We start from the raw sequence: 12088 nt of genomic DNA, 5'->3' as shown, positions 1-12088 counted from the left end.
CTGGGCGTGCTCGCGTCAACGTCGATCTTTCCGGCCGAGGAACGTCCCATGAGCGTTGCCCTGCTCACCCGGGCAGGCCGGCCCGCGGCCACACCCGACGTACCCGCGGGCCATCCGTCGTTCACACGAAGGGGCTGCCGCCCGGCGGCACGTGGGGGCGACGCCTGGCGGCACGTGACAGCGACGCCCGACCGCACGTGACAGCGACGCCCGACCGCACTTTCCGCGAAGACCGGGTCCCGCGTGCACCAAGCGGTCCCGGAACCCGCTGGGCGGCGCCCGGGGCGGGCGGCGTCAGTGCGGAAGGGCGGCCGCAGGCCCGCGCAGGCTTCTCCGGCCGCTCGCGCCGAACCGCCCCGGGCCGGCCCGCCCGCTCACACGGCCGACGCGTCCGGTCCGAAGCGGCTGCGTACGGCCGTCTGGACCTCGTCCTCCTCGGCTGGATCGGCGGCGAGCCTGCGCAGCCGTTCGACGACGCGGTTGTCTCCGGTCTCGGCGTGGCGGGCGGCGAGTTCGCGGGTGGTCTCCTCGCAGTCCCACAGGCACTCGATGGCGAACCCGGCGGCGAAGGACGGGTCGGTGGCGGCCAGCGCTCGGGCGGCCCGACCGCGCAGGTGGGAGGAGGCGGTCTCGCGGTAGATGTGGCGCAGCACGGGCGCGGCGCAGGCGATGCCGAGCCGTCCGGTGCCGTCGACGAGGGTCCACAGGGTCGGCGCGTCGGGGCCTTCGCCGCGTACCGCCTCACGCAGTGCGGCGAGGACGAGGTCACGGTCCCGGGCTCCGCCCCGGCAGGCGAGTACCCGCCCGGCGGCGGCGCCCAGGGCGTCGGGCCGGTGCACCCAGCGGCGCGCCAGGTCGACGGCGGCGAGGCTGCGCATGCGCTCGAAGGCGGCGACGGCGGCCTCCACGACCGGCGTCGAGCCGGTGGTCACGGCGGTCTCGATCAGGCCGAGGGCGTCCGGATCGTTGCCGTCGGCGAGATAGCGCAGGGCGGTGCAGCGGGCGCCCTCGTCGCCGGACCGCGCGGCCTCGACGATCTCGGGCCGGTCCTCGGGACCGGCGACGGCCGTGAGACACCGGGCGGCCGGCACATGGAGCGCGGCGCCGCGCTCGACGCCCTGCTGGGCCCACTCGAAGACGGCCCGCACGCTCCAGCCCGGGCGCGGTCCGGTGGGGCTCATCTGCCGCTGCCAGCGGTCGAAGCAGCCCGTCTCATGGGCGGCACGCACACGCGCGGCGATCGATTCGCGCGGATCGTCGGCCCACAGCCGCCAGGGCCGGGGCTCGAAGGCGTCCCGCACGGCGACGGCCAGCTCGGCATCGCCCTCGGTATCGTGCGGGAAGCGTGCCAGCACGGGCGCGGCGAGCGAGCGCAGACCGGCGTCGTCGTCGCGCAGCGCCAGCTCGTCCAGGGCCCATGCCCAGTTGACGCCGTGGGCGGCGTACCTGCGCAGCAGCTGGAGCGCGTCCAGCCTGCCGTAGGAGGCCAGGTGCCCGAGGACCGCGAGGGACAGCCCGGTGCGTGACTCGTCGGCCTCGAGGATGTCCTCGGGATCGAAGAGGTGGGCCTCGATCGCGTCCAGCTCGCCGCCCAGGTCGAGGTAGAGGCGGGCGTAGTAGAGGGAGCGGTTCTCGACCTGCCAGTCGTGGCGGGGGTCGTGCAGCACGCAGTGGTTCAGTGCCGCGAGCGCTTCGGCGCGCGGAGCGGTGAGCGCATGCAGCGTGCCGTCGCCGCGACCCCGCTGAAGCAGGCCGAGCAGCGTACCGCTGGGCGCTATGACCGGATCGAACATGGGAAACAGCCTCACATCAAGCGTCGACGCAACCGGGGAGCACGCGTTACCTGGCCGTGCGCCAACACGTCGGAGCGCCCGCCGTCTCTTGCTTGCCGAAGACCATGTTCCTCTGCCTCTCGTCGGTGGCCCTTGCGGGCCGTGTCACGGCCCGCGCGGTGCGGCAACATCTGCCCAGCCATCACGTCCGTGAACCACGTCGTCATGATGACCCGGCGGTCACATCTGCCGCGACCGAAATTTCGGCGGCCCGGTACCGCCTCCCCCGTTATTCGCATTTTCCCTGGTCGGAAAGAGTGGAGCAGACCCGGAGCAGCACCGGATCAACTTCCGGTCACTGAGCGCCGAACAGCTCCAGCAGCTCCGTCCGGGCGAACATGCGCGCCGTGTCGACGGCCGACGGAGTCCCCGCGGACGGATCCGCGCCGGCCTCCAGAAGGGCCCTGGTCACTTCCGTCTCACCCTTGAAGGCGGCACCGGCGAGCGGGGTCTGACCCCGGTCGTTGACGCGGTCGGCCTCGGCGCCACGGGCGAGCAGCGCGCGCACCGCGTCGGCGTGGCCGTGATAAGCGGCGAGCATGACGAGGGAGTCGCCGCGGTCGTTGGTGAGATTGGCGGGAACGCCGGCGTCCACATAGGCCACCAGTTCCTCGGTCCGGCCCTGCCGGGCCAGATCGAAGATCTTCGTCGCCAGCTCCACGACCTCCGGGTCGGGGGCTTCACTCATCGGCCGGACCACCTCTCGCTGCGCATGCCGGGGACTGAGCGCACGGCCGCGAGCGGTTGCGTCCGTGCGAGTGAATCGCCAGGGTACTGGCTCGCGCCGCACATGAGCCGAAGTGCCCGAGGTAAAGATCAGCACGGACCCGGCAGTGCGCAACAGCCCTGCTCAACCGGCCCAAGGACTACTCCGCCACCTGGGGCAATTTCGGAGAATTTCCCCCGTTTGCACCTTTTATCGTATGGATACATGCTGTGAGCCTGGAAGTACTCATGGTGACTGTCCCCCGCGAACCAGGAGAACTCACATGATCCTCTCGATCTCAGGCGTGGTCCTGCTCGGCATCGTCGTCTTCATCTTCTTCCGCAAGGACGGCCTCAAGGCCTCGCACGCGCTGGTCGCGGTCCTGTTCGGGTTCTACCTGGCGAGTACGGCCATCGCCCCGAGCATCAAGGCAGGCGGCGAGAGCCTGGCGGGCCTCCTGGGCGGAATCAAGTTCTGACGCCTCTCTCCCCCGCCCGACATCCACACGTACGCACTTCCAGGAGGCAGCAGTGGCCCGGCGGCCCCTCCCCCGCATTCTGAGCAACGGCGGCGCACAGCTCGCCCGGAGCCGGGAGCTGGCCCGGACGGCGGCCGACAGCGCCACCGACGTCCTCCAGCCGCTGATCACGATCACCCGCGGTCTGCGCCGCCTGGCCGCGGCCGCGCGGCGCAGATGGACCGAGACCCCCAAGGACCGGCGCGGCGCGCTGCTGTTCCTGGTGGCCTCGGTGGTCCTGGTCGTGGCACTGGTCCCGTACGGCCCGCTACTGGCCGTCATCGCCCTGATGGCGGCGGCGGCCTGGCAGGGCAGGGACCGCACCCCGACGGAGCCGGACGGCCCCGACGACTCCCAGACCAAGCGCCTCCAGTCGCTCTACGAGGCGCTCGTCCCGTACTTCTCCCTCGCCGAGGACCCCGATCCCCTGTATGCCCACGGGGGCGCGTGGGAGAAGGCGTTCCCCGCGTACGAGTTCGACGACACCGGCCGCTTCGCCCACCTGGTGATCCGCTACCCCGCGTACTTCACCGACGGGGAGGCCGAGTCCCGCGCCCGGATCGAGCACCTGCTCACCGCCAAGTCCGGGCGGGGCCGGGAGTACCGCTTCACCTGGGACGAGGAGGCCAACCACCTCTCCGTCGACGTACTCGCGGCACTGCCCACCGACATCACCGCCCAGCGCTTTGTGACGGCGCCCGGCGAGACCGTCCTCGGCTTCACCGACCCGACCGGGGTCCAGCGCACCCTCCCGCTCACCCACGGCGAGGAGCGGCGCGATGTGCCCCCGGTCGTCTGGCGTACCGGCATCCGCTCGACCGAGCCCCACCTGCTGGTCCTGGGACAGCCCGGTACCGGCACGTCCACCCTGCTGCGGTCGGTCGCGCTGCAGGCCCTGCACCACGGCGACCTGCTGATCGTCGACGGCGGCGGCACCGGCGAGTACGCCTGCCTGGTCGGCCGGGACGGCGTCCTGGCCGTCGAGTGCGGCCTCACCGGAGCGCTGACCAGCCTGGAGTGGGCCGCCTCCGAGACGGAACGCCGGCTGATCTCCCTCAACCGGGCCCGCCAGGAGGGCCGGCCCGCACCCGACGACACCAAGCGGCCGCTGTGGGTCTTCATGGACCGGCCCAGCGCGTTCCCGCACCTGGCCGCCGCGGACGGCCGCAAGGACCCGCAGTCCCTGCTCCAGGTCCCCCTGCGGCACGGCCGCGCTGCGAACGTGACGGTGGTCGTCGCCGACCAGCTGGACTCCCTGGACAGCCTCAGCGACGCCGTACGGCAGCACACGCGCGCGCGTGTCGTCCTCGGCCCGGCCACGCCGGACGAGCTGGCGGCGGTGCTCGGCGCTCCCCCGCACACCACGCCCGTGGACCAGGTTCCGCCCGGCCGGGGATACGCCCGCCTGGGCGCCGGACCGGTACACCGCCTCCAGGTCCCGGCCACGCCGGACCCCTACGACGAAGCGACGAGCGACGCCCACCGGCAGGCGGTGCTCGACCTGCTGCCCCCGCGCACGACCCCGGCGGACGGTGAGCAGGTGCCCGTGGACGAGGACGCGGCCGAGAAGAAGATCTCCATCGAGAAGAAGACCGTCACGCGGCAGGCCGTCCCGGACGAGCCCGAACCGGAGAGGCCGGAGAGGCCCGAGGCCGACGCCGAGCGGGCGCCGGCCGCCGAGCCGGCGCCCGTCGCGGCGGAGGCGGTGGCCCGGGAGGTCACCGCGGTGGAGCCGGCCACGCCGGAGACGGTTCCCGCCAAGGCGGTGGCGGCCGAGACCTCCTGACGGACGCCGGGCCGACCACGGCCCCGGCGCGCATCCCCTGCCCGCCGACGCCGAGACGGTCCGGGCCCGGCCACGATCCGGTGCCCGGGCCGCCTTCCGTGCCGGAAGGCGGCCCGGGCACCGGGACGTCGGCCTTCAGGACGCCGCCCCTTGGGAACGGAAGGGGCCCCTCCCCCGTCTACGCCACGAACGTCCGCGGCGCCTCACCGCCCCCGACGCCTCCGTTCTCCACCAGCCGGGCAGCCGCGGCCAGTCGCACCGCCGCCTCCTCGGCCACCGCGCCGCCGACGGTGAACGGCAGCCGGACGTAGCCCTCGAAGGCCCCGTCGACCCCGAAGCGCGGGCCGGACGGTACTCGGACGCCCACGCGCTCCCCCGCCTCGGCGAGCCGGGAGCCCGAGAGGCCCCCGGTCCGCACCCACAGCGTCAGCCCGCCCCGCGGCACCTCGAACTCCCAGTCGGGCAGTTCCCGGCGCACCGCGGCCACCAGCTCGTCCCGGTTCCGGCGGGCCTGATCGCGCCGCACCTGGACGGCCTGCTCCCAGCCGCCGGTGCTGAACAGCCAGTGCACGGCCAACTGCTCGAGTACCGGCGTGCCCAGGTCGGCGTACGCGCGCGCGGCGACCAGGCTGCGGATCACGTCGGGCGCGGCGCGGACCCAGCCGATGCGCATCCCGGCCCAGAAGGCCTTGCTCGCGGAGCCGACGGTGACGACCGTGGACCCGGCCGGGTCGAAGGCGCACACGGGGCGCGGCATCTCGACCCCGTCGTCCAGCCACAGCTCGCTCATCGTCTCGTCGGCCACGAGCACCGTCCCCGCCGACCGGGCGGCCTCCACCAGCCGCCGCCGCTGGTCGTCGTCGGCGAGCGCGCCGGTGGGGTTGTGGAAGTCGGCGACGACGTAGGCGATGCGGGGGGCGGCCTCGCGCAGCACCTGGCGCCATCGGTCCACGTCCCAGCCGGTGAGCCCCTCGGCCATCGCGACCGGGACCAGCCGGGCCCCGGCCTCGCGCATCAGCTGGAGGATGTTGGCGTACGAGGGCGACTCCACCGCGATGCGCTCGCCGCGCCCCCCGAAGAGGTGGCAGATGGCGTCGATGGCGCCCATCGCCCCCGTGGTCACCATGATCTGCTCGGGCATGGTGGGGATCCCGCGCGCGGTGTAGCGCTCGGCGATCATCGCGCGCAGCGCGGGCAGCCCGGCCGGATAGTCGCCATGGGTGTGCGCGTAGGGGGGGAGCTCCTCCAGGGCACCCTGTACGGCCCGGGTGAGCCAGGGCTCGGGCGCGGGGAGCGCCGCGCAGCCCAGGTCGATCAGCGAGCCGAGGGCCTCGGGGGGCAGCGGCTCCAGACCGCGCGCCGGCAAGGGGTTCCCGGCCGGTACGGCGGTCCAGCTGCCCGCACCGCGACGGGACTCCAGGAAGCCCTCGGCGCGCAGCGCCTCGTAGGCGGCGGCGACGGTGGTGCGGCTCACGGTCAGGGCCAGGGCCAGCTCTCGTTCGGCGGGCAGCCGGGCGGCGACCGGGACGCGCCCCTCGAGGACCAGCAGCCGGATGCCGTCGGCGAGCGCGCGGTAGGCGGGCGGGCGGCGGGTGCCGGGTCCGGCCGGGCGGTCCTGCTGGGAGCCGAGCAGGCGGGCGAGCTGCCCCGCCCCCACGGCCGAGGTCCACTGCGCCATGGAAATCAGTCCACCTTCCCCGAATTGGCCATGGATGGCTGTGCTTCTCAAGCCACAGGGTGTCATGCAGCAGGCCACTACCACCACACAGGGGGACCTCTTGTCCAGGCAGCGATCCGGGCAGCGGCATCTCGCACGGCGACTGACACAGCTCTACGGCGGTCTCGTGCTGTACGGCGCCAGTTCGGCACTCCTGGTCAGGTCGGGGCTCGGCCTGGAACCCTGGAACGTGCTGCACCAGGGCCTCGCGGAGCGCACCGGCCTGTCGATGGGCGTGGTGCTGACGCTCCTGGGCGCGGCGGTGCTGCTGCTGTGGATCCCGCTGCGCCAGCGTCCGGGCCTCGGCACGATCTCCAACGTGCTGGTGATCGGCGCCGCGATGGACGCCACGCTGGCCGTCGTGCCCGACGCCCACGGCTGGACGCCGCGCATCGCCATGATGGTGGCGGGGATCGTCCTGAACGGCGCGGCGACCGGGCTGTACATCGCCGCGCGGTTCGGTCCCGGCCCCCGGGACGGCCTGATGACCGGGTTGAACCAGCGCACGGGACTCTCGGTGCGCCTGGTGCGCACGGCCGTCGAGATCACCGTCGTGGTGACGGGTTTCGCCCTCGGTGGCACGGTCGGTGCCGGCACCCTGCTGTACGCCGTGACGATCGGCCCGCTCGCCCAGGTGTTCCTGCGCGTGTTCGCCGTCCCGTCGGCATCCGACGGCAGCGCGGTGGTTGCCACCGGTCAATCCCGGCGCGCGATACTGCGTCGGTGACCACCCCGATACGCCGCCCCCGCCACCCCTACCTGGACCACCCCGGCCCGATCGCCTTCGCCCACCGGGGCGGTACGGCGGACGGCCTGGAGAACACGCTGCGGCAGTTCCGGCGCGCGGTCGAGGCGGGCTACCGGTACATCGAGACCGACGTCCACGCCACGCGGGACGGGAAGCTCGTCGCCTTCCACGACGCGACACTGGACCGGGTGACGGACGGGGCCGGCCGGATCGCCGGCCTCTCGTGGGAGAAGGTGCGCCGCGCGCGCGTGGCGGGCGAGGAACCGGTGCCGCTCTTCGAGCAGCTCCTGGAGACCTTCCCCGAGGTGCGCTGGAACGTCGACGTGAAGGCGGAGCCCGCGCTGCTGCCGCTCCTGGAGCTGATCGGGCGGACGAACACCTGGGACCGTGTCTGCGTCGGCTCGTTCTCCGAGGCACGGATGGTCCGCGCCCAGCGCCTGGCCGGCCCGCGCCTGGCCACCTCGTACGGCACCCGGGGCGTCCTCAACCTGCGGCTGCGCTCCTGGGGCGTACCGGCCGCGCTGCGCCGCTCGGCGGTGGCCGCGCAGGTGCCCGAGGTCCAGTCGGGCATCCAGGTGGTCGACCACCGCTTCGTGCACGCCGCCCACGCGCGCGGGCTGCAGGTGCACGTCTGGACGGTGAACGACGCCGACCGCATGCACCGGCTCCTGGACCTGGGAGTGGATGGCATCATGACCGATCACATCGACACACTGCGCAAGGTCATGGAGGACCGCGGCGTCTGGGTCTGAGACGGTCCGGGGCCGTCCGAGGTCCGCGGCCGAACCCTCGGGACGTCGCGCGTTCACGGGGAAGCGAGGGCACGGGTGGGCACCGGCACCCTGCGGACGGACGCGGCCGACGGGGCCGCGGACCGGCGGCGCGAGCAGCGCGGCTGGTACTTCTACGACTGGGCGTGCTCGGTCTACTCGACGAGCGTACTCACCGTGTTCCTGGGCCCCTATCTGACGTCGGTCGCCGAGTCGGCGGCCGACGCGGACGGATACGTCCATCCGCTCGGCATACCCGTGCGGGCCGGGTCGTTCTTCGCGTACTCGGTGTCACTGTCAGTGATCGTGGCGGTGCTCGTGATGCCCCTGGTGGGCGCCGCCGCCGACCGCTCGGGCCGCAGGAAGCCGCTGCTCGCCGCCGCCGCGTACACCGGGGCCGCGGCCACGACCTGCATGTTCCTCCTCGACGGCGACCGCTACCTGCTGGGCGGTCTGCTCCTGGTCGTCGCCAATGCCGCGCAGTCCGTGGCGATGATGCTCTACAACTCCTACCTGCCCGAGATCGCCCCGCCCGAGGAACGCGACGCGGTCTCCTCGCGCGGCTGGGCGTTCGGCTACGCGGCCGGAGCCCTGGTCCTGGTCGCGAACCTGATCCTCTACACGGCCCACGACTCCTTCGGGCTGAGCGAGAGCGCGGCGGTCCGCGTCTGCCTGGCGTCGGCCGGCCTGTGGTGGGGTGCCTTCGCGCTCATCCCGCTGAGGCGGCTGCGCGACCGCCGCACACCCGCGCGGGGGCCCGAGAGCGCGCGCAAGACTGCCCTGCCCGGGTTCCGGCAGCTCGCGGCGACCGTCCGCGACCTGCGGCGCCGCCCGCTGACCCTGGCCTTCCTGCTGGCGTACCTCGTCTACAACGACGGCATCCAGACGGTGATCTCCCAGGCCTCGGTCTACGGCTCCGAGGAACTGGATCTCGGACAGTCCACGCTCATCGCGGCCGTCCTGCTGGTCCAGCTGCTGGCGGTGGCGGGCGCGCTGGCGCTGGGCCGGCTGGCCCGGACGTACGGGGCGAAGCGCACGATCCTCGGGTCGCTGGTCGCGTGGACGGTCACGCTCGCGGCCGGGTACTTCCTGCCGGCCGGGGAGCCGGTGTGGTTCTTCGTACTGGCCGCCGGGATCGGACTCGTCCTGGGCGGCAGCCAGGCGCTGTCCCGCTCCCTGTTCTCCCACCTGGTCCCGCCCGGCAAGGAGGCCGAGTACTTCTCCGCGTACGAGCTGAGCGACCGCGGGACGAGCTGGCTCGGGCCGCTGCTGTTCGGGCTCACCTACCAGCTGACCGGGAGCTACCGGGACGCGATCATCTCGCTGGTGGCGTTCTTCGTCCTCGGTTTCGTGCTGCTCGCGCGGGTCCCGGTGCGGCGGGCGATCGGCGACGCGGGCAACCCCGTACCCGAAAGGATTTAGCACTCGGCGCGAAAGGGCTGTAGTGTACGCGTTTGGCCTGCCAGGCGTACCGTTACTGCGCGTCAAAGGTGCCGAAACGCTATGTCACATCTGCCAGCAGAGGTGACAAACCGGATGTCGGCGGGTACTGCACTGGTTGCAAGGCTGCGACTGCGACGGCGACGCAGACGCCCGGAACGGGAGTCGGGACGGGAATCTTTACCGCCGCCCGGACGTTGACCGGATGACGACGACAGCGACACCTGTCCTGTGGGCGACAAGCCCGGGAGGCACGATTCATGAGTGAGCGAGCTCTTCGCGGCACGCGCCTCGTGGTGACCAGCTACGAGACGGACCGCGGCATCGACCTGGCCCCGCGCCAGGCCGTGGAGTACGCATGCGAGAAGGGGCATCGATTCGAGATGCCCTTCTCGGTCGAGGCGGAGATCCCGCCGGAGTGGGAGTGCAAGGTCTGCGGGGCCCAGGCACTCCTTGTGGACGGCGACGGTCCGGAGGAAAAGAAGGCCAAGCCCGCGCGTACGCACTGGGACATGCTGATGGAGCGACGCACCCGCGAGGAACTCGAAGAGGTCCTCGAGGAGCGGCTGGCGGTTCTGCGCTCCGGCGCGATGAACATCGCGGTGCATCCGCGAGACAGCCGCAAGAGTGCGTAGCGGGAAACCGTAAGCAGCAAACCGAACACCACGGGTGCCGTACGTGAGCTTCACGTACGGCACCCGCGGTTTTGCCGTGCCCCCCCCCCGCTGTGTCCCCCTTGTCCGGGGCCGGGCCGCTCAGTGCGTCAGCGGCGGACGCGGGCCCTGCGGCGCGTCGTCGGGGTCGTCCCGTATGACCTCGCCCTGCACGACCTTGCCGTCCGGCTGGTGCATGCGGGCCTGCCGGAAGGCGTCGCCCAGGGTGCCCGGTCCGGCCTCCCGGAGCTTGCGCTCCACCGTCCTCTCCGCGTAGCGGCTCACGGCCTTCTGGACCGGGGGCAGCAGCATGAGCAGGCCCAGCGCGTCCGAGATCAGGCCGGGGACGATCAGGAGCAGGCCGCCCAGCATCATCAGGCCGTTGCCCTCGCTGTTCGGGCGGGCCTCGGGCACGACGCCGGCCTGCTGCTGTTGCAGCGTCTCCGTGAGGTTGCGGAAGGCCCGGCGGCCCGCACTCTTGATCACCACGGATCCGAGGACGATGCCGGCCACCAGCAGCAGGAAGACCACGAAACCGCTGGAGGCTCCCGCGACCACGGTCAGCAGCCAGATCTCCAGCACGAGCCACGCGGCGATGCCCAGCGGCAGGAACGTCCGCAGCCTGGAGCGCGGCGGCCGGGCGGGGGAACCGGGGGTCTGAGCGCCAGTCGTCATACCCCCAGTGTGCCTGGCCCCGTCTCAGCGCGACGTAAGGGGACGATCAGGCGTTCTTGTCGGTCGCCCGCGTCGACTTGTCGCCCGACTCGGTCGGCTTCCTGTCACCCGACTCCGGCGGCTGCCTGTCACCGGACTCGGCCGGCTTCGCGATCGGCTCGGCGTCCGCCCGCTTCACGACCGGCCCGTCCGTCGCTCTGTCGGGCTGCCTGTCGCGGCCCAGGACCTTGCCGACCCGCTCCCCCACGCCCCACGTGGTGACCCGCCACAGCGCCTCCACGAGGATGTCGCGGCTCATCTTGGAGTCGCCGAGTTCACGCTCGACGAACGTGATCGGCACCTCGACGACGTGATATCCGGCCTTGATCGCGCGGCGGGCGAGGTCGACCTGGAAGCAGTAGCCCTGGGAGGAGACCTCTTCCAGGCCGAGCCCTTCCAGGGTCTCGCGGCGGAAAGCGCGGTAGCCGCCCGTGATGTCGCGCAGCGGCAGGTCCAGCGCGAGGCGCGAGTACATGCTGCCCCCGCGGGAGATGAACTCGCGGGACCTGGGCCAGTTCACCACCCTGCCGCCGGGCACCCAGCGGGAGCCGAGCACCAGGTCGGCGCCCTTGAGGGCGGTCAGCAGGCGGGGCAGCTCCTCGGGCTGGTGGGAGCCGTCGGCGTCCATCTCGATCAGCACGCCGTAGCCGTGCTCCAGGCCCCAGCGGAAGCCCGCGAGGTAGGCGGCGCCCAGGCCCTCCTTGCCCTTGCGGTGCAGGATCCGGACGTGGTCGTCCTCGGCGGCCAGCTCGTCGGCGAGCTTGCCGGTGCCGTCGGGGCTGTTGTCGTCGGCGACCAGAACGTGCGCCTCGGGGACCGCCTCGCGCACGCGCGCGACGATCGCCTTGATGTTCTCCACCTCGTTGTAGGTCGGAATGATCACCAAGGCCGTGCCCAGGGGGCCGAACCGCCTCCCCTGCCCCGCTACCGCGGGCGTCCCGTCGCCGTCGTTCACCGCTGCCCCTTCATGTCCGTACGCAGAGGACCACCATAATGGCCGCGGCCTGCGGCGACGTGACAGGACGCCCGTACGGTGGTGTCGTTTCCCCGGGACCGGGGTAGGGATGGCCGATTAGGGCCGTTTGCACGGCGGATGGGGGCCCGGCGCCCTTCGGGCCGACTCGGAACCCGCCGGCTGCGGGTCGACCTAAGCCGTTGTCTACTGAGCGCCCGGGCCCCACCCGGGTCACACCTCCCGACCGGCC

Annotated in this window: 11 protein-coding genes; 6 read left to right on the top strand and 5 right to left on the bottom strand. The window is 72.7% G+C overall.

What is annotated here, in order from left to right:
• Positions 1 to 374: 374 nt before the first annotated feature.
• Both ACIQ1J_RS19625 and ACIQ1J_RS19620 read right to left on the bottom strand, forming a co-directional pair.
• Entirely contained in the window at positions 375 to 1793 is a 1419-nt protein-coding gene (locus tag ACIQ1J_RS19625; protein ID WP_210961398.1) for a HEAT repeat domain-containing protein, read from the bottom strand.
• Positions 1794 to 2127: 334 nt separating this feature from the next.
• On the bottom strand, positions 2128 to 2520 hold the full coding sequence (locus ACIQ1J_RS19620) for an ankyrin repeat domain-containing protein (protein WP_210961399.1): 393 nt from the start codon (positions 2518 to 2520) through the stop codon (positions 2128 to 2130).
• Positions 2521 to 2821: 301 nt separating this feature from the next.
• Here ACIQ1J_RS19620 and ACIQ1J_RS19615 point away from each other — a divergent pair, with 301 nt between their 5' ends.
• Together ACIQ1J_RS19615 and ACIQ1J_RS19610 are read left to right on the top strand one after the other, a co-directional pair.
• Positions 2822 to 3016, top strand: coding sequence for a hypothetical protein (locus ACIQ1J_RS19615; RefSeq protein ID WP_003977410.1), 195 nt, complete (start codon positions 2822 to 2824; stop codon positions 3014 to 3016).
• Between the two features lie 52 nt (positions 3017 to 3068).
• Complete coding sequence (locus ACIQ1J_RS19610; protein ID WP_403558150.1) at positions 3069 to 4841, top strand: hypothetical protein; 1773 nt, start codon at positions 3069 to 3071, stop codon at positions 4839 to 4841.
• 178 nt (positions 4842 to 5019) lie between these two features.
• On the opposite strand, the gene ACIQ1J_RS19605 is transcribed toward ACIQ1J_RS19610, so the two are convergent.
• Positions 5020 to 6519, bottom strand: coding sequence for a PLP-dependent aminotransferase family protein (locus tag ACIQ1J_RS19605; protein ID WP_403558148.1), 1500 nt, complete (start codon positions 6517 to 6519; stop codon positions 5020 to 5022).
• Between the two features lie 64 nt (positions 6520 to 6583).
• On the opposite strand from ACIQ1J_RS19605, the gene ACIQ1J_RS19600 reads away from it, so the two are divergent.
• From ACIQ1J_RS19600 to ACIQ1J_RS19585, 4 genes are all read left to right on the top strand, one after another.
• Complete coding sequence (locus ACIQ1J_RS19600) at positions 6584 to 7285, top strand: YitT family protein (RefSeq protein WP_374196424.1); 702 nt, start codon at positions 6584 to 6586, stop codon at positions 7283 to 7285.
• The gene (locus ACIQ1J_RS19595) at positions 7282 to 8058 is read left to right on the top strand and encodes a glycerophosphodiester phosphodiesterase (RefSeq protein WP_403558146.1); all 777 of its coding nucleotides are present in this window, start codon (positions 7282 to 7284) and stop codon (positions 8056 to 8058) included. Before ACIQ1J_RS19600 ends, ACIQ1J_RS19595 begins: the two co-directional genes overlap by 4 nt.
• 75 nt (positions 8059 to 8133) lie before the next feature.
• On the top strand, positions 8134 to 9498 hold the full coding sequence (locus ACIQ1J_RS19590; protein ID WP_403558144.1) for an MFS transporter: 1365 nt from the start codon (positions 8134 to 8136) through the stop codon (positions 9496 to 9498).
• A 278-nt stretch (positions 9499 to 9776) separates the two neighbouring features.
• On the top strand, positions 9777 to 10151 hold the full coding sequence (locus tag ACIQ1J_RS19585) for an RNA polymerase-binding protein RbpA (protein ID WP_003977404.1): 375 nt from the start codon (positions 9777 to 9779) through the stop codon (positions 10149 to 10151).
• A gap of 120 nt (positions 10152 to 10271) precedes the next feature.
• On the opposite strand, the gene fxsA is transcribed toward ACIQ1J_RS19585, so the two are convergent.
• Together fxsA and ACIQ1J_RS19575 are read right to left on the bottom strand one after the other, a co-directional pair.
• Positions 10272 to 10844, bottom strand: coding sequence for an FxsA family membrane protein (fxsA, locus tag ACIQ1J_RS19580; protein ID WP_210961405.1), 573 nt, complete (start codon positions 10842 to 10844; stop codon positions 10272 to 10274).
• Positions 10845 to 10890: 46 nt separating this feature from the next.
• Complete coding sequence (locus ACIQ1J_RS19575; protein WP_210961406.1) at positions 10891 to 11838, bottom strand: polyprenol monophosphomannose synthase; 948 nt, start codon at positions 11836 to 11838, stop codon at positions 10891 to 10893.
• Positions 11839 to 12088 lie beyond the last annotated feature (250 nt).

It is taken from the genome of Streptomyces sp. NPDC097107, from assembly GCF_044762405.1.
GTDB lineage: Bacteria > Actinomycetota > Actinomycetes > Streptomycetales > Streptomycetaceae > Streptomyces > Streptomyces thinghirensis.
Note: the sequence above shows the minus strand (reverse complement) of the source record. Positions and strands in the feature narration are given on the sequence as shown.

What these genes read in the sequence shown, in the direction of transcription:
- ACIQ1J_RS19625 (WP_210961398.1), bottom strand. Translation starts at nt 1,793, where the DNA reads ATGTTCGATCCGGTCATAGCGCCCAGCGGTACGCTGCTCGGCCTGCTT.
- ACIQ1J_RS19620 (WP_210961399.1), bottom strand. Translation starts at nt 2,520, where the DNA reads ATGAGTGAAGCCCCCGACCCGGAGGTCGTGGAGCTGGCGACGAAGATC.
- ACIQ1J_RS19615 (WP_003977410.1), top strand. Translation starts at nt 2,822, where the DNA reads ATGATCCTCTCGATCTCAGGCGTGGTCCTGCTCGGCATCGTCGTCTTC.
- ACIQ1J_RS19605 (WP_403558148.1), bottom strand. Translation starts at nt 6,519, where the DNA reads ATGGCGCAGTGGACCTCGGCCGTGGGGGCGGGGCAGCTCGCCCGCCTG.
- ACIQ1J_RS19600 (WP_374196424.1), top strand. Translation starts at nt 6,584, where the DNA reads ATGCAGCAGGCCACTACCACCACACAGGGGGACCTCTTGTCCAGGCAG.
- ACIQ1J_RS19585 (WP_003977404.1), top strand. Translation starts at nt 9,777, where the DNA reads ATGAGTGAGCGAGCTCTTCGCGGCACGCGCCTCGTGGTGACCAGCTAC.
- fxsA (WP_210961405.1), bottom strand. Translation starts at nt 10,844, where the DNA reads ATGACGACTGGCGCTCAGACCCCCGGTTCCCCCGCCCGGCCGCCGCGC.